The organism is Pigmentiphaga sp. NML080357, assembly GCF_002188465.1.
In the GTDB taxonomy this organism is placed as follows: domain Bacteria; phylum Pseudomonadota; class Gammaproteobacteria; order Burkholderiales; family Burkholderiaceae_B; genus Pigmentiphaga.
Genome location: NZ_NINW01000036.1, coordinates 26,306 through 50,218, shown reverse-complemented (window position 1 = coordinate 50,218; position 23,913 = coordinate 26,306). Strand labels below are relative to the sequence as shown.

The window sequence follows — 23,913 nt, the reverse complement described above, 5'->3', positions numbered from 1 at the left end:
TCTGTCCGTCGCAGCTTGCATTCAGCGCGTAAAGATCACGCGCGGCATTCGCGCCCGCCGTCGTACCGTCGAGCCATCGCTGTCCTGCATGGCCCATTCGACGATCTCCTGCGCATCGTCATCCACCGTGGCCCTGAGGCCATCCAGCCCGCGGTTTCCCGCGTGGGCCAGTTCCAGCCAGGTGACCAGTTCGGCCAATCCCTGTTGCAGCGGCTGAGTCTCCAGCAACGCGCGCAAGCTGATCTGCGACTGTTGCCGCAATGCCTGCCGCAGGGCCTCACGCAAGCGGGCCTTGTCCACGACGTGCTGGTCGAACAGGCGTGCGGTGTCGATGTCGTCGTCCTCGCCGGATTCAAGTATCAGTTCCGCCAGGCGTGGCTTGGCATGGAGCGCAAACAGGGGGCGTTCCTGCGGCAAGGCGATGTCCGCGCCCATCTCGTCGAGGCGCATCACTTCGCCGGCCGGTGGCGTGTCGCGCAATGCAAGCGCCTTGATCTCGATGCTGCGCAACAGTTCGAGGATGCGACGGTTTTCCTGGAAGGCCCGGTCATCCAGGAAGCGGCGCAGTTGCTGCGACAACTGCGCCACCGTGCGTTGGGTATGTTCGCCCGCTTCCAGCCAATCGTGGTGAACCCGGCGGGTGCGCGGCTCCGGCTTGAGCGCGGCCACGGCAGGCAGGCCGAGGACTTGGTCGAGCCGTGCGGACAGTTCTTCCTGGCGACGGCTGGACATCAGGAAATCCCAGAACGCACGGAAGCTGCGCCCCTGGTCGGAATCTCCGATGGCATCGCGCTCGCCCATGACTTCGTCGAGCAAAGCCCCCTTGCTGCCGTCCCACAACGCGATTTTCTCGCGGACGCTGCGGTCGAGCTGGCGGAAATTGTGCTCCACCTGACGGAAGTCGCTCAGCAGTTCGCGCGCCAGTTGCTGAAATTGCAGGAAGCGATCCTTGATGGCCGTGTCATCCATGAGCGGCACATCGCCGGACAGGACGCGTCCGATCTCGGCATCGATCTCGTCGCGCTTGCGACGAAGTTCCTCCAGGCGCCTGGCTGGATCAGCCTGGCTTCCGGTGCTGATCTGCTCCAGCAGCGCGAACAAGGTCAGCAGGCGCGATTCGGTACCGACGAAAGGCCGCTCAGTCAGCGACACCAGCCAGGCGATGGCCTTTTCCGTGGCAGGGGTAAGGTCGAACTGGGCCTCGTCGGTGCCGGGCTTGTAGAACTTGCGCAGCCAGCCCTTGTCTGGCGCGCACCAGTCATTCAGGTATTCGGTTGCGGCTTTCGGATACACCTCGGCGCCGAGGGCTTCGCGCAGGGCAAACAACTCGTCTTCCAGCATCTCGGCCAGATCCGCTTCGCTCGTCACCCGCACGTTCGGCGCGACGAACACCCGGTACAGGAAGCTTGCCACCAATGGCGCATGTGGCGAGGCCAGCAATCGCCATGCAGGATGCCGATCGCGGTATGTCGTGAGTGTGAGGTGGTCCAGTGCCATGATGGGCTGCCTATTCGAGCCGTTCGCTGACAACGACGTCTCGATCCAAATGTACGGATCGGCTCGCCCAGAAAGCGCGAATCAAGGCGGCGTGGTCACTCATGCGAAACCGCCTCCAGGTAAGGGCGCATGACATTTGCGACCCGACAGACCTTGGCATGGCGCCATAGGTCATCGGCTGAAGCCTTGCGTGTCTTCCAGGCAGCCTTCAGCGCCTCGATGGCCACGTCCAGGCCGATCCGGTTGCGGTGCTTGAAGCAGTCCGCCACGGTTTTTGCGGCACTGTAGACCCGCAGTCTGGCGCCATCGCGTTCGTGCTCATCGATGCCCGAGGCATAGGCATCACCCGCCATCTGCACCATCTTGATCAGCGGGTGCTCGATACGCGGGGTGTGGCTGCCACGAGGCATGGCAATCCAGACCTGGCGAGGCCGTTGCGTGGTCAGTTCGTGGAACTGGAGTGCCGTCAGCAAGCAGAACACGGCCTTGGGAACCTTGACTGCAATCGTGGCGAGGTCCTCGTGCGCGGACATGGGGTTGCCCGGCAAACGGTAGAGGCCGCGCCCGACACGCTCCAATTGCCCGGATGTGGACAGACGTGTCAGCACCACCCGCGGCGCGCCGATGGTGTCCAAGTCGCTGGTGCGCAGGAAGCCCTGCTCGTGGAGCAGGGCAAGAGCGCGATGGGCATGTGAGGATCTTTCCATCGCTCCAAAGATGTTCCTTGATTTCGTTGATCTTATACATCAAACGATAGAATGAAACACGTCTGCCTGGAGCGCGTGTTGATGACGGACCGTGAATGTCAGCAAACAAATGCGGACAGGATCTGGTTGCCGACGCGGTACGCCCGGTACATAATCTGGCCTGATTCCGTAGCGCCAACGGAATAAACCCGTTATCAATCAACGATTTGAGTGCGGCGTGATGTTCCCTTCACCCGCTCCAGCCTGATTGCCTGTGCATGGAGATTCCGCGCCTCGAGATGCAGGACCGGAATCCGTGGACAAGAAGACAAGCCTTTTACTCCTCGAGCAACGCAGCAGTTGCGTCTATCTGTCCATGCTCGAAAGCCGCGGCAAAGTCGTCCCGGTTCGTATGCGCGCAGCCCAACCTCGGTGCCAAGGGCGACCTTTCGCCAGCTCATTACAGCAGCAGAGACTTCAGCCACGATGTCTCGGCTTGTTCCTCATCCACTGCGAAGTCGGCCGAGCGAGACGCCACCTTACCTGAGCGCTCCGTCCCAGTCCCCGCCATTCCGGTGAATCGACTATTCCGAATACTTGCCCGACATCGTCAGTCGGACGATTGGGCGTCGTAGCGTCGCCAAGGGAACAAGCGGCGGCTTGAATGTGAGCGCACGTTACTTTTTGTGGCTGTTGAATCAATCCTGTTTCCAATAACCCAACGCATTTCGTTGCGATTCCCCTTCGGTGTTGCCAAACTTCGCCGCAAAAAAACGCATTACCTATGGGGGTATTCCGATGCAGGGTTCAACACGCAGGCGCGCACGCCATCTGCTGGCTGCGCTGACGGGGGCGCTTGTCCTGACGCTGGCGGCATGCGGCGGTGACGGCGCCAAGCCGCAGGAGCCGCCGGCGGCAAGCACGAAAGCCGTCATCGAAGTCCAGGCGGCGCGCAGCTCGGCCTCCGTGGGCAAGTCCGTCGACTTCAGCGTCTCCGCGGTGACGGACGGCTCCAAGATCGACCAGTACCGTTGGACCTTCAGCGACGGCCAGAAGGCCACCGGCCAGCGAGTGTCCGCGTCCTTCGGCACCGCCGGCCCGGTGACGGCGACCGTCCAGGCGATCTCGGGCGGCGAGACCGTTGCCGAGGCCAGCGCCGCCGTGGTGGTGATGGATGCGGGCAGCTCGCCCTTCGCGGAGTTCGGCATCCCCTCCAACATCGGCAACATCGCCGGCAATGCCAAGCCCGGACTGGTCGACGCCATGCGCCTGGCGCAGTACGTCGGTGGCTTGAACACCCTGGATGAACTGCAGGTTGCGCGGGCCGACATCAACCTGGACAGCACCGTCGACGAAGCCGACGTTGCGCTGGCCATGCAGGCCGCGGCCGCCGGCCAGGAGCTGCCGTCGGCGCTCCTGAAGGCGCAAGCCTATCCCGGCGCGGTGGTGGCGATGGTGTCGCCGGCGCTGCTGAACCCGGAGTCCGAGGTCGCCATTACCGTGGACGGCGTCGCGTCGCCCCAGGTGTTCCGCATGCTGCCGGGCTATGCCTCGTTCCTGGTGCCGGCGGGCCTGCCGCGCAATGCGCAGGCGCAGGTCGTGGTGTCGGTCAACGGCGTGGCCAGCGATACGCTGGCGCTGGACTTGTTGGCGTCGCTCCAGCCCACGGTGCCACCGGCCCAGGATGTCCGGGCCTTCTTCGATCAGATCGACCGCCTGATGCAGGCGCAGCACGACGCCATTACGGCGAACCCGGACGGCCTGAGCGCCCAGGACGCCGAGCAGTTGCGCAGCGTCGCGACCGCCGGCCGCGGCGCCTTCGGCAACGCCCGGCTGGAACTCGAGCGCGTGCTGGCCGGACCCAATGGCGACACGCTGGCCCGGGTGTTCCAGAAGGCGCTGCTGGCCAATGGCATGAGGGAGTTCCAGTCGGCCAGCCAGGAGGTGCTGGGCAAGGCGGCCGCGAACAGCGCCGCGGGTCCCATGGCGGCCGCGGCGATATCGCCCGACCAGATCTGCGACTTCGTCCTGCCCGAGCTTTGCCGGTTGAAGAAGACCGCCGACATGCTCGGCCAGGCTTCCACGATCGCCAGCGCGGCATGCAGCGCGGTCACCGCCACCATCTTCGTGGCCGGCGCGGTCATTCCGGCCGACGGTCCCGCGATCGAGATCGGCGCCGTGGCCGCGTTCGTCAAGTTCTGCGTGCCGATCAGCGCGACGCTGTCGGTAGCCTCTACGCTGGGCGAGATCGTCAAGCCCATCGATCCCAAGCTGTACCTGACGGTCAGCCCGCTGAGCCTCAAGCCGGGCCAGACCGCGCTGGTCAAGCCGGAAGTGGCCTTCATCGGCCTGCAGCACCTGTGCGGCATGGGCGCCAGCCAGGGCGCCGGTTATCTCGTCAAGCAGATCATCGGCAAGCGTGTGGTGGCGGGCATCCTGCGCAGCAACACGGCAGCCCGCACGCTGGCGGATTTCTTCGCGAAATATGCGGAGGATCTCTACGTCAAGCTGTTGGACGGCCTGGCGGATGCAGCCGGCAATGCGCTGGATGCGGCGGGCGTGATGGGCGCGATCGAGAGCTTCGTGACCAAGCGTTGCGCAGTCGTCCCGGCGGGCCGGGCGCCGATGCCGGCGAATCGCGTCATGATGCCGCTGAGCGCCGACAAAGGCAGCTACAGTTTCAATTCCGACGGGACCGCCAACTACAGTTGCCCGAGCGCGTCGCCGACGGCGATCAGCACCGCGACGCTGGAAGCCTCGTGGCCGATGTGCGACGGGCTGGGCAAGGCGACCGAGATCGTCGGGTGCAGTACGTCGGACGTCACGATCACCATGGGAGATAACGGAAACCTCCTGGACGATATTTTCGAGGTCATCATCGGCGGCCAGACCGTACTGACCAGCAGTGCGCCGGTCCGCCGTGTTTCCGCAGAGGTACCGGTGCCGGCGGGCCGTGCCGAGGTATTGATGCGCGGCTTGGCCGCACCCGACCAGGTCGGGACTTACTTCATCACTTTCAGCAGCAATGCGAAGGTCGTGGCCGGCGATGCACAGACGGGCAGCGACCTGACGCCGGGCGTGACCAAGCGATTCATCATCGAGGTGCAATAAATGCGTATCCGTTCGTTCATTCTCCAGCCCCTGCTGGCCGGCCTGCCGCTGGCAGCGGCCATGAGCGGCGCCGCGCATGCTCAGTTCGTCGGCGATGCCTTTTTTGTAGAGCCGTCGGTGACGGCGGCGCCAGGAGGCGAAGGCGCCGTACAGGTAGCAGTGTTCGCCGGCACGCAGGCTGTGGGGGCGGCCCAGGTCACGGTTACCTACGACCCGAAAGCGTTGGAGGTCCTGGGTGTCGATCCCGTCGAGGCCGGCCGGATCACGACGGCCATGCAATGGCGCAAGGAAGGCAACGTCCTGCACATCGTGATGGTCAACGGCGCGTCGCTCTCCCAACCGATCGGCACGGTGCCCCTGGGCAAGATACGTTTCAAGGCGCTCGGCGCCGTAGGTGAAACGACCGAACTGTGGGCCAAGGCCATCGAGATACTGAAGCCGAATGCAGAGGCCATCCCGCCGGGGTTGGAGGCGCTCAAGGGCGACGTAACTGTCGCAGCGTCGACCACGACGACTGCCCGCATTGCGGCTCGCTCGATGCCGTCCACCGAGCCTAGCTTGGTGAAGCGAGCTCTGGGAATGCGTCCAGCGGGCGGGACGGTAACCTTGCAGGTCGTCGATGGCGCCGGCCAGGCGCAGCCGGTGCAAGTGCAGATACCGCCCGCGGCAGCGCGGCGCGAGTAAACGGCAATCGGGCTCGAGCCGGCGTCCCGCCGGCTCACCCTGCCGTCAGGCTGCGCAGCAGTTCGCCGCCCAGATACACCAGCAGCGCCAGCGCCATGACAGCCTGGAAGACGGCCACGAACCAGAAGAGACGCGGCGTTTCCCGGCGCCGGATGGTCCTGGGCGGAATGACGAGCTCCCCTTCGCGCAACCCTTGCAGATAGAGCGGAATGAATGCCACCGGCAGGCATAGCAACAGCACCTGCATGGCGATGTCGGGCATTGCGATCCAGCCTTCCTGCCGCGCCCAGGCGGCGAGGATGATGGCAACGAGCACGCCGGCGAAAAAGACATGGCGCATGGAGCGTTCCTGGGGATTGCCGAGAGACCTCGGAAGTCTACCAGTCCGCCGGGGCTATTGCTTCTGGAAGCCCCGGTAGTTCCATGCAATTCGGGTAGGGTCCATCGCCAAGTGTCTTCATGACCAACCCGAGCAGGGATCGGATGGCGGAAACAGCATCCGTTGCTTCGTGATTGGCTGAAAGCGCTGAATGTAATTCCGTCACGTCCGTCGGTTATCCAACACTTGCTTTAAGTTTAAATAAATGAATAATCATGTGTTGGAGACAGGCCCCGATTCCCGCAGGAAAGCACGGTTAACAAGCGGTTCTGCAGGGATCCATCGCGGAAGAGGAGCACGATGGCTGAGGAAGGACATTTCGCATGAGCCCCCGCACATTCACCCGGAAGCACCGGATCCGCTTTGCCGAGTGCGATCCAGCAGGGATTGTTTTCTACCCGCAGTACTTCGTGATGTTCAACAATCTGCTGGAGGAATGGATCGACGCCCTGCTTCCGGAGCTCGGGTTCGCCGGCTATGTCGGCAAGCTGCGGTACGGGTTGCCTACCATCCATCTTGAAGCCGACTTTCGCGCCATCAGCCGGATGGGCGACGACGTGACGCTGAGTCTCGAAGTCAAGCGGGTGGGAAACAAGTCGCTTACCCTCGCGCTCGCGTGTACAGGAGACGGTGGCCAATTGCGCATGAGCGCGAACCAGGTCGTAGTAACGACGTCGCTGGAAACGCATCGCGCGATCGACATCCCGGAACTGATGCGCAATGCCCTGGACGGTAGCGGCCGGCGAACTGAGCCGGCTCTGAAAAGACAAGGGCTATAGCGCGCGGTATTGCGCTTATTGATTTGCGGGCGACGCGGGAGACGTGTCGTTCTGCGCGACCTCAGCCGACGCGGCCTCATTCTTGGCCTTTTCGATCGCAGCCAAGCTTTGCGTGGGCTTGCCATTCTGGTTGTTGGTGCGGTCGAAGACCCGCGTCTCGCCGAACATCAGCTGAATCCAATCGGGATAGTTATAGGCAACGCCCTTGCTGTGGTCGATGATAGGACCCTACTCGCCCACCGGCCGCGCCCACGGCTCGCTGGCGAAGTGTTGCGCGAAGTAATCCATCAACGCCTGTACGCGGGCCGGCCTGCCGCGGCCGGGCGGAGACACGATGTGCAGCGCGATGGCATCCACTTGCCAATCATCCATGGCCGTTTCCAGCGCGCCTGATTGCAGGTCCTGCCAGGCCAGGAATTCGGGTTGCAGCGCCAGACCCAGGCCCGCGCGCAAGGCGGGCGCCAGCGCTTCGGCGTTGTTCACCCGCAGCGGCGTGACCATGGCCTGCGTGAACTCGCCGTGGCGTGCGTGGCGGAAGCGCCAGCTCGAGCCGGTGCGCGCATAGGCGTATTGCAGCGCGCGATGGGCGGCCAGTTCGCGCGGATGCCGCGGGCGGCCGTGCTGTTCGAAGTAGGTCGGAGAGCCCACCAGCAGGATGCGGACGGTGCAAAGGCGCCGCACCAGCAGGCTGGAATCGGCCAGGCTCGATATGCGCAATGCGAAGTCGAACCGCTTCTCGATCAGGTCGACTTGCTCGTCGCTGAAGTGCACATCGAGCGTGACCTCGGGATAGCGCGCCATGAAGGGCGGAAGCACCGGCGCCACATGCGAGAGCCCGAAGGACATGGGCGCCGTCATCCGTATCGGCCCGCGCAGGCTGTTCGATTGCTCGGCTACCTCGGCTTCCACCGCTTCGCCTTCCTCCAGGATCCGGGAAGCGCGTTCCAGCGCCGCCAGGCCGCTTTCGGTCAGCGACAGGCGGCGCGAGGTGCGATGGAACAGGACGGTCTTCATGCGCGCCTCCAGGCGCGAGACCGCCTTGGAAACCGTGGCCTGGGACAGCGAGAGCTCCGCGGCGGCCCGGGCGAAGGAGCCTGTTTCCGCTACCTTGGCGAAGATCGCCCAGGCTTCCAGGTCCGGCAGTCTATTCATGATTATGCAAAAAATGGAAAGTATGGTTTTCGATTAATTCTATTTTAATAGTTCCGACCAGTTCTTATAGTGTCTCCATCGATGCACAAACACGCGGAGAAACACCATGATCGAACGTCGTCCTTTCGAAAGCCTGGGTGGAGCCAATCATGGCTGGCTCGATGCCAAGCATCACTTCTCGTTCGCCGGATACCACGATCCCGAGCGTATGCACTGGGGGGCGCTGCGGGTCTGGAACGACGACACCATTGCCGCGGGAACCGGCTTTCCTCCGCACCCGCACGCCGACATGGAGATCATCACCTACGTCCGGGAAGGCGCCATTACGCACCAGGACAGCCTGGGCAGCCGGGGCCGCACCGAAGCCGGCGACGTCCAGGTCATGAGCGCGGGGTCGGGAATCCGGCATTCCGAGTACAACCTGGAGCCTGGCGTCACGCGCATCTTTCAGATCTGGATCGTTCCTGACCAGCGCGGCGGGCAGCCGTCGTGGGGCGCCAAGCCCTTCCCCAAGGGTGACCGGTCGGCGCAGTTCGTGGCCCTGGCCAGTGGCATGGACGGCGACGAGGATGCGCTGCCCATCCGCGCGGATGCACGCGTCTCCGGCGCGACGCTCAAGGCCGGCGAGTCGGTGGAGTACCGGTTCGGTCCGGGACGATACGGCTATCTGGTACCCGCCACGGGACGGATCGACGTCAATGGCGTCGCGCTGCAGGCGCGGGACGGCGCGGCAATCCGCGACGAGGAGGTCATCCGCATTACGGCCAGCGAAGAGGCCGAGCTCGTCCTGGTGGACGTAGCCGCCTGATCGTTCCCGTAAATGGCGCGGGGAGCATGCGGCGGCCCCCGCGCCGGTCCGGCCGCCTGACCGGCGGAACGCCTGCTGTCCCGGCAGCAATGCACGTCGCCGCCCCCCCAAGAAACCGTTTGCCCACCAAGGAGAGCGTCACCATGTCCCGCTATCTCGAAGTCCTCACCCCGCAGAACAGCCAGCTCATTTTCATCGACCAGCAGCCGCAGATGGCTTTCGGCGTGCAGTCGATGGACCGGCAGATGCTCAAGAACAATGTCGTGGGGCTGGCCAAGGCCGCCAAGGCGTTCAACGTGCCGACCACGATCACCACCTCGAGACGGACGGCTTCTCCGGCAACACCTATCCGGAACTTCTGGCGGTGTTCCCGCAGAACAAGATACTCGAACGTACCTCGATGAACTCCTGGGACGACCAGAACGTGCGCGATGCGCTGGCCGCCAACGGCCGCAAGAAGATCATCGTGTCCGGCCTGTGGACCGAGGTCTGCAACACCACCTTCGCGCTGTGCGCGATGAAAGAGGGCGACTATGAGATCTACATGGTGGCCGATGCTTCCGGCGGCACTTCGCTCGATGCCCATAAATACGCCATGGACCGCATGGTGCAGGCGGGAGCCGTACCTGTGACCTGGCAGCAGGTGATGCTGGAGTGGCAGCGCGACTGGGCCCGCAAGGAAACCTATGACGCGGTGACCGGCATCGTCAAGGAGCACTCCGGCGCCTATGGCATGGGGATCGACTACGCCATCACCCACGTGCACAAGGGCGCCGAGCGCGTCCAGCACGGCGAGCGCATCGGGCCCAACCCGGCCAACTAAGCATCTGGCGAGCGGGCGGCGCAGGTCCGGTGCCGCCGCTCGCCGCCCATGTCCCGCTCCGCTATGCTTGGATGGCCGGCCGCGGGCAGCCACGAATCGAGGTCGCCATGAAACTCTATGCCTTGTCCCTGGGGGCCGGCCTGCTGGTCGGCATCATCTACAGTCTGCTCAACGTGCGCTCGCCCGCGCCGCCGCTGGTCGCCCTGGTCGGCTTGCTGGGCATCCTGGTCGGCGAACAGGTCGTCCCCGTGGGCAGGCAGTGGCTTGCGGGGTCCGCATTTACTGCCGCCTGCCACAAGACGTCGGCCGTTGCCCATGTGTTTGGCCAGTTGCCCGGCCGCCACCATGCACCGCACCCGGACCGGACCACCGAGGAGAAGCAATCATGAATACGACCGCCGTTGCCGATGTCATCCTGCGCCATGGCCGCATCACCACGCTGGACCGCGGCAATCCGTCGGCCAGCGCCGTTGCCGTCAAGGACGGCCGCTTCCTGGCCGTAGGCGACGACAGCGAGATCATGGCGCTGGCCGGCCCCGCGACCCGGATCATCGACCTGGGGGGCCGCAGCGTGCTGCCCGGACTGATCGACAACCATACCCATGTAATACGCGGCGGACTCAACTTCAACATGGAGCTGCGTTGGGACGGGGTGCGTTCGCTGGCCGATGCCATGGACATGTTGCGGCGGCAGGTGGCGGTCACGCCGCCGCCGCAATGGGTGCGCGTGGTGGGTGGATTCACCGAGCACCAGTTTGCCGAGAAGCGCCTGCCGACTATCGACGAAATCAATGCCGTCGCGCCCGACACCCCGGTCTTCCTGCTGCATCTGTATGATCGCGCGCTGCTCAACGCCGCGGCGCTGCGCGCCGTCGGATACACGAAGGATACGCCCGAGCCTCCGGGCGGGGAGATCACACGCGACGCTCAGGGCAACCCCACCGGTCTGCTGCTGGCCAAGCCGAACGCCCAGATCCTCTACGCCACGCTCGCCAAGGGCCCCACGCTGCCCTTCGATTACCAGCTCAATTCCACCCGCCATTTCATGCGCGAGCTGAACCGGCTGGGCGTGACCGGCGTGATCGATGCCGGCGGCGGGTTCCAGAACTACCCTGACGACTATGCCGTGATCCAGAAGCTCGCCGACGAAGGTCAGCTCACGGTACGGCTGGCCTACAACCTGTTCACACAAAAGCCGGGGCACGAGAAAGAGGACTTCCTGAACTGGACCGCCAGCGTCCGCTACAAGCAGGGCGACGATTATTTCCGCCACAATGGCGCCGGCGAGATGCTGGTGTTCTCGGCGGCGGATTTCGAGGACTTCCGCCAGCCCCGCCCCGACATGCCGCCACGGATGGAAGACGAGCTGGAAGAGGTGGTGCGCATCCTTGCGCAGAACCGGTGGCCTTGGCGGCTGCATGCGACCTACGACGAAACCATTTCCCGCGCATTGGACGTGTTCGAGAAGGTCGACCGCGAAATCCCGCTGCAAGGCCTGAACTGGTTCTTCGATCACGCCGAGACCATCTCCGACCGGTCCATCGATCGCATCGCTGCACTGGGAGGCGGCGTAGCGGTGCAGCACCGGATGGCTTACCAGGGCGAGTACTTCGTCGAACGCTACGGGGCCGCGGCGGCAGAGGCTACTCCGCCGATCGCCCGCATGCTGGAGAAGGGAGTGCGCGTTTCGGCCGGCACCGATGCCACGCGCGTGGCGTCCTACAACCCCTGGGTGTCGTTGGCGTGGATGGTCACCGGCAAGACCGTGGGCGGGTTGTCGCTCTACCCCCGGCGCAACTGCCTGGACCGCGAGACTGCGCTGCGCATGTGGACCGAGAAGGTCGCCTGGTTCGCCAACGAGGAAGGCCGGCGGGGTTGCATCGCCATAGGGCAGTTCGCGGACCTGATCGTGCCGGACAAGGATTACTTCGCTTGTCCCGAGGCGGACATTTCCTTCCTGACTTCCGAACTGACCATGGTCGGCGGCCGGGTGGTCTATGGCGCAGGCGATTTCGCCGGGCTGGACGACAATCCGTTGCCTGCGGCCATGCCGGACTGGTCGCCCGTCCGCTTGTTCGGCGGCTATGCCGCCTGGGGCGAGCCCGAGCGGGCCGGCCGGAATTCGCTGGGTTACCGGCGGGTGGCGGCATGCGGTTGCGCGCAGGCATGCGGACTGCATGGACACGAGCACGCCCGGGCTTGGGGATCGCGGCTGCCCGTGTCGGACCAGAAGGGTTTCTTCGGCGCGCTCGGCTGCTCCTGCTGGGCGGTCTAGCGGCGCAGGACGGTCCGGCCGGGCAGCTCAAGGGGAAGGGAAGAACATGAATGAAACGGCGAAGGACACCTCGCATGGCAGCTTTGCGCCGCTGCGACAGAAACTGTTCGCGGTGCTGTGGGGCGCGACGGTCATCGGCAACACCGGCAGCTTCATCCGCGACGTCGCCAGTTCATGGTTGATGACGGACCTGTCCACCTCGCCGACGGCGGTGGCCATGGTGCAGGCCGCGGCCACGCTGCCTGTCTTCCTGCTGGCCATCCCGGCCGGCGTGCTGGCCGACATACTCGATCGACGCAAATTCCTGATCGCCATCCAGTTGCTCCTGGCCGGCGTCAGCGTCTGCCTGATGCTCCTGACCGCGTGGGGCATGCAGACCATCGGGTCGCTGGTCGCGCTGACCTTTCTCGGCGGCGTAGGCGCGGCCCTGCTGATCGGCGCTGCCGGACTGGTAATCGTGGGTGGGATTTCCCACGTGATCAAGCTGCCAAAAGGAGAGGCCGATCTCGTTCCGTCCAACCACTGGCCCGAGCCGCTGACCGCCACGCCGATCGAGAACGACCGGGGGCCGGTGCTGATCCTGGTCGAATACCGAATCGCACCTTCCGACCGTGTCCCCTTCCTGCAGGCGCTCGAGCGGCTTTCTGCCGAACGGCGGCGCGATGGCGCCTATGCCTGGGGCGTCACGGAGGACGCCGCGGATCCCGGCCTCATGCTCGAATGGTTCCAGGTCGAGTCCTGGGCCGAGCACTTGCGCCAGCATCGCCGGGTATCCAAGGCCGATGCCGATGTCCAGGAGGAAGTGCTGCGTTTTCACCAGGGGCCGCAGCGGCCCGTCGTGCGCCACCTGCTTGCCGTGCATGGCCGCGAGCCCCGGCCTGTTCATTGATCAGGGAAGGCCAGCCCTGGCGGGCGGTTTTCCAGTCAGGCGGAATACGGCGCCGGGCCATGCGTGGATTGGCCCGGCGCCGCCAGGACGCTACTTCCTGGGTTGCAGCGTCACGCTGTCCGCCTTCAGGCTTTCGACCTTTTGCCGGCTGAAGGCCATGGGGAAGAGATCCCCCTTGGCCCAGAGCGGCAGCAGGTTCTTGTAGTAGGGGCTGGACGGATCCGCGGACTGGCCCGGCACGTTCATGGCGAGCGAGTTGTCCCAGTTGCCCACGTCGAGGGCCTGCCTGTAGGAGGCACCGTGCACCTTGCGGAAGTCCGGGCCGTAGGCGCCCAGGTACACGGTCTCGATGTTGCCGCTCATGGGATAGCGGTCGGTTCCCAGCGCGGCGCGCTGGCTCTCCGGCAGCAGCGCCGCCAACTGGTGGTCGAACTTGATGTGGAACAGGTCGCCCCATTTCCACTTGGCGGGGTCATTGCCCACGACCGCTTTCATGTTGGCCAGTCCTTCCTTGAGCGCATCGAGCAGCAGCGCGTCGCGTCCCGCCACCGGGTTGGCGCCGAACGCGGCGTCCGGCTCCTTGAGCTTGCTCATCACCAGGCGCTTGGGCAATTCGCCGATCAGTTCCCGGCCGGCGGCGGGCACGTAGAGGTTCGATACCTTGGAGACGATCACGTACTGCCAGAATTCGTAGATCGTCGCCGCCTCCGAGTCGGCCGACATGCGATAGTCCCAGGCCTTCAGGCGCCGGAGCGCGTCGGCGACTTCGGCTTCGGGCGAGCTGAGCCCGGCGGCGATGCCCATCAGTTCCCGCGCCGGCACCGACAGGACGTCGTATTGCAGCCTGGCCGTGTCCTGTACGGTCAGGCCGCGCGCGCTGCCCAGCACTTCGTTGAGGCGCTGCACGCGATCCGGGTCGGACCATTCGCGCGCCGACATGTCCTTGTGGTCGTAGCCGTCCGGCACGTTGTACTCGTTGGCCGTGGCATAGAAGCCCTTGGCCGGGTTGAACACCCGCGGCAGCGATTCGCCCGGCAGGAAGCCGTTCCACTCGTAGGTGCCGTCGCCCGGCACCGGCAGCAAGCCGGACCAGTCTGCCTTGGGCCGTATGGGCGCGATGGCGCCGCCGAACCAGCCGATGTTGCCCTCCACGTCGGCGTAGACCATATTCTCGCCCGGGGTGTAGTGGCGCGCCATGCCCGCGGTGAACTGCTCCCAGTTCTGCGCCTGGTTCAGGCGCAGGCTGGCCAGGTAGGCGGCGGTGCCCGGAAACTCGAGATACGCGGCCCGCATCGCATAGGCCTTGCCGCGGGCCGGGTCCTCATGCAGCACCGGACCATGGCGGGTGAACTTGATCTGCGCCTTGACGTCGGCCTGGCCGCGCACCTTGATCGTTTCCTCGACGATCTTCATCTTTTCCCATTTGCCCTGGTAGCGGTACTCGTCGCGATTGGCCGGATTGGTCTCGTAGACGTACAGGTCCTCCTCGTCGCCGAACGAGAAGATCGTCAGGCCGAACGCGATGCGCTCGTTGTGGCCGATGGAGATGCCGGGCAGCGCCGGCTCGCCGGCGCCGATGACGTTCCAGCCAGGCGAGTTCAGATGCACCATGTACCGCAGCGATGGCATCGAGAGCGCCCGGTGCGGGTCGTTGGACAGGATGGGTTTGCCCGATGCCGTGCGCGTACCCGATATCGTCCAGTTATTGCTTTCGTAGCGGGTGATGTGGCGCGTCGTGGCTCTGGACATCGCGTCGGCGATGGCATTCGCGCCGGTTGCTTCTTGCGGGCCGGACAGCGTCTTGGCGAGCATGTCGCGCTCGGACGCGCCGAGCGGGCTCTTCGGGAAATCGCTGGCCTGGAAGCGCGCCGGCGCATGTCCGAGGTTGTAGGTATCCATGATTGCGGCGTCGATCTGCGACAGGTCTACGCCGGCGGGGGCCCGCAGCTCGATGGGGGGCTCGAAGATGCTCAGTTCCTGCACCTTCTCCGCGCCCAGTACGTTGACACTGCGCGCCAGGGCAACCTCGGACCCGATATTGCGGGTGATGCCGTACTTGCGGACCAGGACCGTCTCCGGCCGCCAATGGTCGGGTTCGGTGCCGGTCAGCCGGAATTCGAGAGGCAGTTTGGCCGGGTCGGCCTTTACCTGGTCGATGTAGGCGTTGATGCCCGCCACGAAAGCGGCAATGATGGCCTGGGCGTCGGGATGATAGCTGGCATATTCCTTTTGCAGGTCGCCGCGGTACAGGAACATCCTTGCCGCGCGGTCGGCCTCGACGAAGCGGGGGCCGAATTGTTCGGCCATCTTGCCTTCGCCCTGGCGCCGCCACTGGTCGAGCTGCCACAGGCGGTCGCGCGCCGCGTTGTAGCCCTGCGCGAAGAACATGTCTTCCTGGTTCTTGGCGTAGATGTGCGATACGCCGTATCGGTCGCGAATGATTTCCACACTTTCCTTCAGCCCCGGGAGGGTGTTGCCCCCGTTGCCGGGCGGGGTGGAGGGGCCATCATCGTCTCCGCCGCCGCAGGCGGCCAGCAACAGCGCGGCACTGACCGAACAGGCCGTGGCGGTACGTCTCCATGCGTGATCCATCGACGTCTCCTTTGTTGGAATGGAATCTCGAGGCGACACGGGACCACGCCGCCTCGGGTGCCGCGCGTAGCGAGCCGGAGCACGGTGGGCTATTTAGCAGTTCATATGCCCACCGCACCGCGGTGGTGCTGCCGTGCTCAGCACATTGATTTCATTGGGGATTTTTCGGGACGACGGCGTTGGCTGCCGCTTGGTGCTTCCGGGATTCCGCACAAAGGGGGGCGCGGGACTGGCGGACGGCCGGACGGAACGGGACGCCGGCAGCAGGGTGAAGATCAAACCCGTTCGGCGACGGCCCGTCCGCGCAAGGCCCCCGGTGGCTGGCCGACGACCCGCTTGAACGCCCGGCTGAAGGCGGCCAGCGAGCCGTAGCCCAGCCGGTACGCCACGGTCTCGATAGGCTGCTTCTCGCGTTCTATCCACTGCACGGCCAGTTGCATGCGCAGTTCGGTCAGGTATCGCAACGGCGTCATGCCCGTCACCGCGAGAAACCGTTCGGCGAAGACCGAGCGCGAGCTTCCCATCTGGGCCGCCAGCTCCGCTACGGTCCACGCCCGGCCCGGATCCCGATGGAGCGCGACGATGACCTTGCCCAGGCGGGGGTCGCGCAGCGCCTCCACCCACCCGGTGGCCGATCCGCAACCGCACTCGACCCATCCGCGGACGATGAAGGCGGACACTACGTCGGCCAGCCGCGCGAGGATGCCGGCAAAACCGGCGCGGCGCGTGCAGGTTTCGCGCTCCATGGCATCGAGCATGGGGCGGATTTCCGGATAGCGTTCAAGCAAGGTGCCCACGAGCATCACCTCCGGCATGGAGGCCACGAGCATCTGCATGCCGCCCAACTCGAATTCCATGCAGCCGCTGAAGACCAGCGCGCCATCGGTTGGGCTGGAGGATGGCTTGATGGCGCAGACGGTCTCGCAAAGGTTGACGGACTCGAACGCCTGGACGTCCTCGCTGGGCACGTCGGGGGCGGACAGCAGCTCGTGCTCGCCGCCATGCGGCAAGAGCAGCGCGTCGCCGGTATGCAGCCGATACAGCGTCTTGCTGGCGCTTCGAAGTACAACCGGACCCCGGCCGATGAAGTGGAAGTGGGCACGCCCCGGCGCATGGCCGAGGCGGATGCCGAACGGGGGAGCGAGCTCGATGCGCCGATATTGGACGCCCACCAGGCGCATGCCGAGGAGGAGTTCACTGGCCAGGTCGGGAGCGGCGTCGAGGTCCGGAGCAGCCATGATGATCGGACGAATGATCAATAAAAGCGGATTCTATATCATAGACTGTCCGGGTTCCGTCGCCTACGCTGCGCATTTTGGAATGGAACCTCACAAATATGAACGCATGCTCCTCTGTCGGCGCCGCCGCGGCGGCGCCGGCAAAACCCGCATGGGGCGCCGTGTTCGCACTGGCGCTCGGTGTTTTCGGTTTGGTCACGGCCGAGTTTCTGCCGGCCAGCCTCCTGACGCCGATGGCGGCGAGCCTGGGCGTGACCGAAGGCATGGCCGGCCAGGCGGTGACGGCCACCGCGGCCGTGGCACTGGTGACCAGCCTGGTGATTGCGACGGCCACGCGCAATATCGACCGGCGATGGGTACTGCTCGGGTTTTCGGTGTTGCTGATCGCGTCGAACCTGCTGGTCGCATTCGCACCTAGCCTGCTCGTCCTCTTGTTCGGACGCGTGTTGCTGGGCATCGCCATCGGCGGTTTCTGGACCATGTCGGCGGCAACGACCATGCGCCTGGTGCCCGAGGCCATGGTGCCGCGCGCGCTGGCGATCATATTCAGCGGGGTGTCCGCCGCCACGATCGCCGCCGCGCCCATGGGCAGCTACTTCGGCCACCTGATCGGCTGGCGCAATGTCTTCCTGCTGGCGGTGTCGCTGGGGGTGCTGGCTCTGGTATGGCAGGCGCTGACCTTGCCCCGGATGGCTCCCTCCGGCGCGAACCGCCTGGGTACGCTGGTGGAGATCCTCCGGCGTCCGGGCATAGGCCTGGGCATGCTGGCCTGCATCATGGTCTTCACGGGACACTTCGCCTTCTTCACTTACCTGCGGCCGTTCCTGGAGGGCGTGCCGGGGGTCGGCGTGAATGGCCTGTCGGCCATGCTGCTCGGGTTCGGCGTGGCCAATTTCATCGGCACCTCCCTCTCGGGCCTGATCTTGCAGCGCGGGCTGCGCCTGACGCTCCTGCTCATGCCGCTGGCGATGGGCGCCATCGGGATCGGCCTGAACAGCATGGGCACGACGCCTCTTGGCGCGGCAGTGCTGGTTTCGCTGTGGGGCATGGCTTTTGGCGCGGTACCGGTAGCCTGGTCCACCTGGGTCACTCGTGCCATCCCGGACGAAGCCGAGAGCGGCGGCGGCTTGATCGTGGCGGCGGTGCAACTGGCCATCACCACCGGCGCCGCCGCGGGGGGAGCCATCTTCGACGCGAGCGGCGCCCACGGAGTGTTCACCGCCAGCGCGGTGCTCCTGCTGATGGCATCCCTGCTTATCTTCAGGGGGTTCCGGACCCCGCGGGTACTCGCCGCCTCGTGACGGTCGCGGCTCCGGAGGGCGATCCCTGGATCGCTCGTCGGGCGAAGGGGGATCGCGAAGTGCCATAATCGCGGATTCGCAGCTTGCCGCCTGTATGTGCGGCAGGGCGAGCACGTCCGGGCCCGATGGCATGTCGCCGAACCTTTCCGCCGTACAGATCCTGACGCTGGGCAGCCCCAGCATCGCGGCGCTGTTCGCATTGAGTTTCCTGGTGTTGTCGCGCCAGAGCGATAGCGCGCGCTATCTCAAGGTACTGGCCGCATCCTTTCTGCTGTTCGCCGCGGCGTCGCTCGTGCAGATACTGGGGATACCGCAGGACGCAGGCTGGAACGCCGTGATCTCGGCCGGGCTGTATGCCGGATGCGTGATTCTCCTGGGCGACGGCGTGCTCGGGCGCTCGGGCCTTGGACTGGGCCTGGCCGTCAAGATCATCGCATTCGTCTCCATCGTTGGCGGGATCTGCTACTTCTATTACGGCTCGAACGACATTATCGCCAGGGTCTATGTACTGAACTTCGGCTGCGCCGCCGTGCTGTTGATCGCCGCGGCCCGGCTGACGAGGCTGCTGCGCGGCAGGCCCATGGAGCGCGTGCTTTTCTGGCTCTTCCTGGCATTCGCGCTGAGTTTCTTCCCCCGAACCTGGCTGACACTCGGGCAGGTTCATGCGGGAATGGGCGCCCGGGCCTTCGGTACCTCGAGCTTCTGGGTGGCGCTGCACCTGACGGTCGTCCTGTTCGGCATTGCCCTGGCGGTGGTGCTGATTCTTGCCGCCACCATGGACAGGATCGAGGACCTGAAGCGGGAGCGGAACGAAGATCCGCTGACGGGGTTACTGAACCGGCGCGGGTTTCACGAACATGCGGCCGCCTGGGAACGGCGCAGGGAGAGGCCCCTCAGCCTCATCGCCTGTGATGTCGATCATTTCAAGCAGATCAACGACAGGTACGGGCATGCCGCGGGCGACCAGGTACTGAGGCGGACCGCCTCGTTGGTCGCGCGCCTGCTCAGGGCTGGCGATGTGGCAAGCAGGATGGGGGGCGAAGAGTTCCTGATCCTGCTCCCCGGTACGGATGCAGCGGAGGCGCGCGCGCTTGCCCAGGAAATGCGGAAGGCGATAGAAACCGAGCGCTATGCCGGCCTTTCGGAAGGCCTGCGCATCACCGCCAGCTTCGGGGTGGCCCAGATGGAGCCGCGAGAATCGATGGCCGACCTCGCCGCGAGGGTGGACAGGCTGCTGTATGCCGCGAAGCGGCACGGACGCAATCGCGTGGAAGTGGGCAGCCTCACCCCTTCGGCCGACTCCACCGATGCCGGCCGGCATTGAGCGGCCGATCATGGCGGTTTCGGGGGCGGGTCCGGTGGTCATGGCGATGCTCGCCGGGGCGCGGCGCCGCCGTCGCGCGCCCCGGCTTGTTCCAGGATGCGCACCATGCCTTCGTATCCCCGCTGCCGCGCATGCCGCAGCGGCGTGATGCCCTCTCCATCGGCAAGGTTCACGTCCGCTCCCGCGGCCACCAGCAGACGCACGATCGCCGTATGGCGCGCGCCGCCATCGCCCAGGATGATGGCCTCGAGCAACGCGGTCCAGTGCAGGTTGTTCACATGGTTCACGTCGACGCCCGCGGCAATCAGGATACGCACGGTTTCGACGTGCCCGCGCTCCGCCGCCGGGATGAGCGCCGTGCCGCCGTAGCGGTTGGTGCTCTTCAGGTCGGCGCCGTGCGCGAGCGTCATCTTCAGGATCTCGTCGTGGCCACGGGCGCCCGCGTACAGATAGGGGCTGTCCTGTATCCCGTCCTTGGCGTTGACGTTCGCGCCGGCGTCGATGAGTGCCCGGGCCGCTTCCACGTTGTTCCTGTGGGTGGCGACCAGCAATGGTGTGGCGCCCGTATCGTCCCTGGCATCGACCTGCGCGCCCTTGCCGAGCAGGACGCGGATCTCGGCGGCGTCGCCCCGCTCGGCGGCCGCGCGCAGCCGGCTTCCGAGCTCTCCGCCGGAGGCGGCCGCGGCGAGGGCGGGCAGCATGGCGATGGCAAAGCCCACGCAGAGGGATAAGCGCGCAAGGAACATGGTCGGCCTGCCTGGCGTGAATCGTCGGGGCCGCGGCGAATTCCGCGCGATGCGGGCCACGGTTCCCCGCCGTGCGGCGGGTATCTTCGACGACGGACTATAGCAGCCGATGATCAGGCGTGCTCGTGCTCGTGCTCGTGGCGATGCCTGGCCTGAGTGCCTGCCCAGATTTCCCGAGGAATGAGCACGCTGCCTTCGAACAGGCGGCGTGCCGTCCGGATGACGGCGGCCCGGCGGATAGCGGGCGCGGCGCCGACCAGGTCGACATCGAGATCTATCGAGATCGTACCCGAGGGATGCTCGATGCGGACCACCCCCTGCGGAGGCCGGCTGTCCAGGCCGGAAAGCCGCGCCGCGATGGTACCCGGCACGGCGCACGCAGAGGCTACGCACAGCGCGCCTGTCACCGCGTGCGCGCGGTGGCAGGAGTAGGGCACGAAGTAGCGCGACGATATGGTGCCGCCTCGTCGGGGTTCGGCGAGCAGGCCGATCTTGGGTACCACCGATCCGCTCACGTCGCCCAGTCCCATCAGTTCGCCGGCTTGCCGGCGGATGGCTTCCATCCTGGCGATCAGTTCCGTATCAGCGTCCAGTTCCTCGGCGCTTTCGTGGCCGGTCTTGCCGAGTTGGCGCGCCGGGAACAGCACCATGGGCATGGCGACGTCCACGCAACTGACTTCGATCCCATCGATGACGTCCAGTGGCCGGCCGGTGGGCAACAATTTGCCCGTGATGGAGCCGACGGCGCTGCGGAAGTTGAGCTTGACGGGAGCGGCGGTGCCGGGCACGCCGTCGATGGCGGTGTCGCCGGCATACGTGACGGCGCAGCCCGGCGTCTGGACGATGGCGTCGATCTGCGCCTGCGTGTTGACGTTGTAGATGCGAACGGTGGTTTCTTCGCCCTGGGGCGCTACCAGGCCCGCATCGATGGCGAAGGGGCCCACCGCTCCGAGGATGTTGCCGCAATTGGGGCGAGTGTCGACCCGGCGCTCTTTCACCAGGACCTGTGCGAACAGGTAGTCCACGTCTATGCCCGGACGGCGCGAAGGGCTGATGATGGCGACCTTGCTCGTGAACGGGGTCGCTCCGCCGATGCCGTCCACCTGATAGGCGTGGGGCGAGCCCATGGCTGCCAGCAATACGCTGTCGCGCAGGGCGGGATCGGCGGGCAGGTCGGAAGCGAGGAAGAACGGGCCGCGCGAGGTCCCGCCTCGCATGACGACACAGGGAATTTTCGTTTGCATGCTGGTCAATGGCGGTCGCCCGCCCGGTATGAGGAAGGAAGGCTCAGTCCACCTGGATCTTGGCGTCGGTGACGACGCGCTTCCAGAGGGCGAGTTCTTTTTCGATCTGGGCCATCAGCTGCTCGGGTTTGCCGATCGCCGGTTCTTCGCCGTTGGCCTTCAGCTGTTCCACCGTTTCCGGCAGCGCGAGCGCGGCATTCATTTCCTTGTTCAAGCGCTGCTGGATGTCCGCGGGCAGGCCCTTGGGCGCGATCAGTCCGTACCAGACCACGACCTCGTATCCCGGCAGGCCGGCCTCGGCGACGGTGGGAATCGACGGCTCGGCCTGGATCCGCTTGGGGAGTGTCTCGGCCACCACCTTCAGGCGGCCGCTCTTCATGTACGGGAACGCGGCGCCCGCGGTGCTGAAGAACACGTCGGTCTGGCCCGCGACCGTGTCGGTCAGCGCCGGCGCGGTGCCGCGATACGGCACATGGGTCATGTCTATGCCGGCGGCTTTCAGGAACAGTTCGGTGGCCAGGTGGGAAATGCCGCCTTGGCCCGACGACGCATAGGTCAGGCCTCCCTTCTTGCTCTTGGCAAGCTGGATCAGGTCGGACAGATTGGCGACGGGCAGCGAGGTCGGCACCGAGATCAACAGCGGTCCGCGCGCGATCATGCCGATCGGGACGATGTCCTTGACGGGGTCGAACTTGATCGGATAGAGGCTGGGATTGACCGCATAACTGTTCGATATCAGCGTCAAGGTATAGCCGTCGGGCTCGGCTTTCACGCCAGTTTCCACGCCCAGCTTGCCGCCCGCGCCCGCGCGGTTCTCGATGACCACTGGCTGGCCCAGCGATTCGCCCAGGCGGCGGCCCAGGGTGCGGGCGATGGCATCGTTGCCGCCGCCAGGCGCGAACGGCACGATGAGCTTGATGGGTTTGGCGGGATAGCCCGCTGCTTGCGCTCCGGCTTGGCAAAGGCCCGCGGCCATGGCTCCGATCAATGTGCACAGCAGGGCGCGCCGGAACGTCCGGCGCATCGAAAGAACGGGAAAACGCGGGGGCGTCATGGAGGGTCTCCTGATCGATTCTTGTATCTGTGCCTTCGAGCAAAGCCTGTGCCAGCGCGGTGGTCCGCGGCGTGCCCATCGGCAAGTCGCTGTTTTTACGCAGTTTTCCGCGACCGCCTGACGGTGGGGGCGCACCAGGTTTTGCGGGAGTGTTGCATGATTGGAACGTGTTTCGTCATTGCCTCGGTTTACGCGCGTGGTACATAGACATCGCCGCGCATCAGCCGCCGTGCCGTGCGGGTGACGACGGTGCGCTCGACCCGCAGCGCCGGCTCGCGGCGGACGACGGCGCCCACCGGCAGCGACCCCGACGGATGGCCGATGACGATGTCGCGGTCGTCCGCGCAGGCGCGGCCGAGCTCCGCGCCGAGCGTTCCCGGCAGGCGCACGCATGCGGCCAGGCACATGGCGCCGGTGAGCGGAACGGCGCGATGGGGCTGTCCGGCGGACAGCATCCGCGCGGTGATGTCCATCTCCCGGGCTGACAGCCGCCGGCCGGAGGGCAGGACGGCGTCCGATGGCGGCGCCAGCAGGCATACCAAGGGCAGATTGCGCATGCGGGTGCGGGCTTCTTCTTCGGTGGCAAGACCCATGAGGACCGCCGCCGTAATACGCAGTGTTTCGCAGTGGCGCAGCAGGTCGGGACGTGCATCGAGTTCCGCCGCGGGCTCCGTTCCGTCCAGGCTGAAATCCGCGGCTCGCGCGAATACCGTGGGATTCGAGACGTCGACGCAGGAAATCTCGATGTTGCCGATGCCGTCCAGCATGACCGTGTCGCGCGCGGCGCCGGTAGGGAACAGGCGGCCGGTGGCCGCGCCGCCAGGGTCCAGGAAGGACAGGCGGATCGGCGCGCCGCTGCCCGCCACGCCGGGCAGGACGAAGTCGCCCGCGACCGCGGCTTGGCCGTCGAGCAAGTCGAAGTCGGCGACGATGACCTTGCCGGTATTGGTGTTGTGGATGCGGACCGAGGCGCGGTCGCCGGTGGCGCGGACCAGGCCTTCGTCCACCGCGAAGGGCCCGATGGCTGCCGAGATGTTGCCGCAGTTGCCGCGGTACTGCACCAGCGGCGCGTCGATGGCGACCTGGCCGAAGGTGTAGTCCACGTCGGCGTCGTCGCGGGACGAGGCGCCGACCACGGCGATTTTGGAGAGCGACGAGATGCCGCCGCCCAGGCCGTTCAATTGGCGCATGCCGGGGTCGGGGCTGCCCAGGGCGGCGAGAAAGATGCGATCCCATTCTGCCCGGTCGGCAGGCAGGGAGCTCTTGTCGAAAACGAGGGCGCGGCTGGTGCCGCCGCGCATGTAGACGGCTCGATAGGCGTCCTGAGGCAT

At 65.8% G+C, this 23,913-nt stretch carries 20 protein-coding genes and 1 pseudogene; 10 read left to right on the top strand and 11 right to left on the bottom strand.

The annotated features are described in order from the left end of the window. Positions 1-21: 21 nt before the first annotated feature. Both CDO44_RS15110 and CDO44_RS15105 read right to left on the bottom strand, forming a co-directional pair. Complete coding sequence (locus tag CDO44_RS15110; RefSeq protein WP_198951371.1) at positions 22-1,497, bottom strand: DUF3375 domain-containing protein; 1,476 nt, start codon at positions 1,495-1,497, stop codon at positions 22-24. Positions 1,498-1,592: 95 nt separating this feature from the next. Next, positions 1,593-2,204, bottom strand: coding sequence for a type IV toxin-antitoxin system AbiEi family antitoxin domain-containing protein (locus tag CDO44_RS15105; protein WP_048939786.1), 612 nt, complete (start codon positions 2,202-2,204; stop codon positions 1,593-1,595). A 777-nt stretch (positions 2,205-2,981) separates the two neighbouring features. Between CDO44_RS15105 and CDO44_RS15100 the strand changes: the two genes are divergently transcribed. After that, entirely contained in the window at positions 2,982-5,294 is a 2,313-nt protein-coding gene (locus CDO44_RS15100) for a PKD domain-containing protein (protein WP_087781035.1), read from the top strand. Further along, complete coding sequence (locus CDO44_RS15095) at positions 5,295-5,978, top strand: cohesin domain-containing protein (RefSeq protein ID WP_087781034.1); 684 nt, start codon at positions 5,295-5,297, stop codon at positions 5,976-5,978. It begins immediately after the preceding gene. Positions 5,979-6,012: 34 nt separating this feature from the next. Here the strand turns inward: CDO44_RS15095 and CDO44_RS15090 are convergent, their stop codons facing one another. Further along, entirely contained in the window at positions 6,013-6,318 is a 306-nt protein-coding gene (locus CDO44_RS15090) for a hypothetical protein (protein ID WP_087781033.1), read from the bottom strand. A gap of 362 nt (positions 6,319-6,680) precedes the next feature. On the opposite strand from CDO44_RS15090, the gene CDO44_RS15085 reads away from it, so the two are divergent. Further along, positions 6,681-7,136 (top strand): thioesterase family protein, encoded by a 456-nt coding sequence (locus tag CDO44_RS15085; RefSeq protein ID WP_087781032.1) that lies wholly within the window; start codon positions 6,681-6,683, stop codon positions 7,134-7,136. A 15-nt stretch (positions 7,137-7,151) separates the two neighbouring features. On the opposite strand, the gene CDO44_RS27640 is transcribed toward CDO44_RS15085, so the two are convergent. Next, complete coding sequence (locus CDO44_RS27640; protein WP_158213298.1) at positions 7,152-7,304, bottom strand: hypothetical protein; 153 nt, start codon at positions 7,302-7,304, stop codon at positions 7,152-7,154. Positions 7,305-7,364: 60 nt separating this feature from the next. Beyond that, the gene (locus tag CDO44_RS15080) at positions 7,365-8,288 is read right to left on the bottom strand and encodes a LysR family transcriptional regulator (protein WP_087781031.1); all 924 of its coding nucleotides are present in this window, start codon (positions 8,286-8,288) and stop codon (positions 7,365-7,367) included. 106 nt (positions 8,289-8,394) lie between these two features. Here CDO44_RS15080 and CDO44_RS15075 point away from each other — a divergent pair, with 106 nt between their 5' ends. The 5 genes and pseudogenes from CDO44_RS15075 to CDO44_RS15055 all read left to right on the top strand — a co-directional run bounded on the left by CDO44_RS15075 (position 8,395) and on the right by CDO44_RS15055 (position 13,083). Beyond that, the gene (locus tag CDO44_RS15075; RefSeq protein ID WP_087781030.1) at positions 8,395-9,096 is read left to right on the top strand and encodes a pirin family protein; all 702 of its coding nucleotides are present in this window, start codon (positions 8,395-8,397) and stop codon (positions 9,094-9,096) included. A 143-nt stretch (positions 9,097-9,239) separates the two neighbouring features. Continuing rightward, positions 9,240-9,919 (top strand): annotated as a pseudogene (locus CDO44_RS15070) (hydrolase). A gap of 107 nt (positions 9,920-10,026) precedes the next feature. After that, the gene (locus CDO44_RS15065) at positions 10,027-10,308 is read left to right on the top strand and encodes a XapX domain-containing protein (protein ID WP_087781029.1); all 282 of its coding nucleotides are present in this window, start codon (positions 10,027-10,029) and stop codon (positions 10,306-10,308) included. Then, positions 10,305-12,194, top strand: coding sequence for an amidohydrolase (locus tag CDO44_RS15060; RefSeq protein ID WP_087781028.1), 1,890 nt, complete (start codon positions 10,305-10,307; stop codon positions 12,192-12,194). Before CDO44_RS15065 ends, CDO44_RS15060 begins: the two co-directional genes overlap by 4 nt. Positions 12,195-12,240: 46 nt before the next feature. Next, complete coding sequence (locus CDO44_RS15055) at positions 12,241-13,083, top strand: MFS transporter (RefSeq protein WP_087781027.1); 843 nt, start codon at positions 12,241-12,243, stop codon at positions 13,081-13,083. 90 nt (positions 13,084-13,173) lie between these two features. On the opposite strand, the gene CDO44_RS15050 is transcribed toward CDO44_RS15055, so the two are convergent. Beyond that, positions 13,174-15,675: a penicillin acylase family protein gene (locus tag CDO44_RS15050; RefSeq protein WP_087781026.1), complete on the bottom strand. Its 2,502-nt coding sequence runs from the start codon at positions 15,673-15,675 to the stop codon at positions 13,174-13,176. A gap of 275 nt (positions 15,676-15,950) precedes the next feature. Next, the gene (locus CDO44_RS15045; protein WP_087781056.1) at positions 15,951-16,913 is read right to left on the bottom strand and encodes an AraC family transcriptional regulator; all 963 of its coding nucleotides are present in this window, start codon (positions 16,911-16,913) and stop codon (positions 15,951-15,953) included. A gap of 98 nt (positions 16,914-17,011) precedes the next feature. Between CDO44_RS15045 and CDO44_RS15040 the strand changes: the two genes are divergently transcribed. After that, entirely contained in the window at positions 17,012-18,214 is a 1,203-nt protein-coding gene (locus tag CDO44_RS15040; protein ID WP_087781025.1) for an MFS transporter, read from the top strand. 130 nt (positions 18,215-18,344) lie between these two features. Then, positions 18,345-19,538, top strand: coding sequence for a GGDEF domain-containing protein (locus CDO44_RS15035; RefSeq protein WP_158213297.1), 1,194 nt, complete (start codon positions 18,345-18,347; stop codon positions 19,536-19,538). A gap of 38 nt (positions 19,539-19,576) precedes the next feature. Here the strand turns inward: CDO44_RS15035 and CDO44_RS15030 are convergent, their stop codons facing one another. From CDO44_RS15030 to CDO44_RS15015, 4 genes are all read right to left on the bottom strand, one after another. Then, positions 19,577-20,284 carry an ankyrin repeat domain-containing protein gene (locus tag CDO44_RS15030; protein ID WP_087781023.1) on the bottom strand — a complete coding sequence of 236 codons (708 nt, stop codon included), beginning with the start codon at positions 20,282-20,284 and terminating at the stop codon, positions 19,577-19,579. A 113-nt stretch (positions 20,285-20,397) separates the two neighbouring features. Next, positions 20,398-21,528, bottom strand: coding sequence for a 4-oxalomesaconate tautomerase (locus tag CDO44_RS15025; RefSeq protein WP_087781055.1), 1,131 nt, complete (start codon positions 21,526-21,528; stop codon positions 20,398-20,400). Between the two features lie 43 nt (positions 21,529-21,571). Continuing rightward, entirely contained in the window at positions 21,572-22,582 is a 1,011-nt protein-coding gene (locus CDO44_RS15020) for a tripartite tricarboxylate transporter substrate binding protein (RefSeq protein WP_233146196.1), read from the bottom strand. Positions 22,583-22,770: 188 nt separating this feature from the next. Beyond that, positions 22,771-23,913 carry a 2-methylaconitate cis-trans isomerase PrpF family protein gene (locus CDO44_RS15015; protein ID WP_087781022.1) on the bottom strand — a complete coding sequence of 381 codons (1,143 nt, stop codon included), beginning with the start codon at positions 23,911-23,913 and terminating at the stop codon, positions 22,771-22,773.

Bases quoted from the DNA above. Each gene is read 5' to 3' on its own strand.
- CDO44_RS15110 (WP_198951371.1), bottom strand. From the start codon at position 1,497: ATGGCACTGGACCACCTCACACTCACGACATACCGCGATCGGCATCCT.
- CDO44_RS15105 (WP_048939786.1), bottom strand. From the start codon at position 2,204: ATGGAAAGATCCTCACATGCCCATCGCGCTCTTGCCCTGCTCCACGAG.
- CDO44_RS15100 (WP_087781035.1), top strand. From the start codon at position 2,982: ATGCAGGGTTCAACACGCAGGCGCGCACGCCATCTGCTGGCTGCGCTG.
- CDO44_RS15095 (WP_087781034.1), top strand. From the start codon at position 5,295: ATGCGTATCCGTTCGTTCATTCTCCAGCCCCTGCTGGCCGGCCTGCCG.
- CDO44_RS15090 (WP_087781033.1), bottom strand. From the start codon at position 6,318: ATGCGCCATGTCTTTTTCGCCGGCGTGCTCGTTGCCATCATCCTCGCC.
- CDO44_RS15085 (WP_087781032.1), top strand. From the start codon at position 6,681: ATGAGCCCCCGCACATTCACCCGGAAGCACCGGATCCGCTTTGCCGAG.
- CDO44_RS27640 (WP_158213298.1), bottom strand. From the start codon at position 7,304: ATGTTCGGCGAGACGCGGGTCTTCGACCGCACCAACAACCAGAATGGC.
- CDO44_RS15080 (WP_087781031.1), bottom strand. From the start codon at position 8,288: ATGAATAGACTGCCGGACCTGGAAGCCTGGGCGATCTTCGCCAAGGTA.
- CDO44_RS15075 (WP_087781030.1), top strand. From the start codon at position 8,395: ATGATCGAACGTCGTCCTTTCGAAAGCCTGGGTGGAGCCAATCATGGC.
- CDO44_RS15065 (WP_087781029.1), top strand. From the start codon at position 10,027: ATGAAACTCTATGCCTTGTCCCTGGGGGCCGGCCTGCTGGTCGGCATC.
- CDO44_RS15060 (WP_087781028.1), top strand. From the start codon at position 10,305: ATGAATACGACCGCCGTTGCCGATGTCATCCTGCGCCATGGCCGCATC.
- CDO44_RS15055 (WP_087781027.1), top strand. From the start codon at position 12,241: ATGAATGAAACGGCGAAGGACACCTCGCATGGCAGCTTTGCGCCGCTG.
- CDO44_RS15050 (WP_087781026.1), bottom strand. From the start codon at position 15,675: ATGGATCACGCATGGAGACGTACCGCCACGGCCTGTTCGGTCAGTGCC.
- CDO44_RS15045 (WP_087781056.1), bottom strand. From the start codon at position 16,913: ATGGCTGCTCCGGACCTCGACGCCGCTCCCGACCTGGCCAGTGAACTC.
- CDO44_RS15040 (WP_087781025.1), top strand. From the start codon at position 17,012: ATGAACGCATGCTCCTCTGTCGGCGCCGCCGCGGCGGCGCCGGCAAAA.
- CDO44_RS15035 (WP_158213297.1), top strand. From the start codon at position 18,345: ATGTCGCCGAACCTTTCCGCCGTACAGATCCTGACGCTGGGCAGCCCC.
- CDO44_RS15030 (WP_087781023.1), bottom strand. From the start codon at position 20,284: ATGTTCCTTGCGCGCTTATCCCTCTGCGTGGGCTTTGCCATCGCCATG.
- CDO44_RS15025 (WP_087781055.1), bottom strand. From the start codon at position 21,528: ATGCAAACGAAAATTCCCTGTGTCGTCATGCGAGGCGGGACCTCGCGC.
- CDO44_RS15020 (WP_233146196.1), bottom strand. From the start codon at position 22,582: ATGACGCCCCCGCGTTTTCCCGTTCTTTCGATGCGCCGGACGTTCCGG.
- CDO44_RS15015 (WP_087781022.1), bottom strand. From the start codon at position 23,913: ATGCCTCAGGACGCCTATCGAGCCGTCTACATGCGCGGCGGCACCAGC.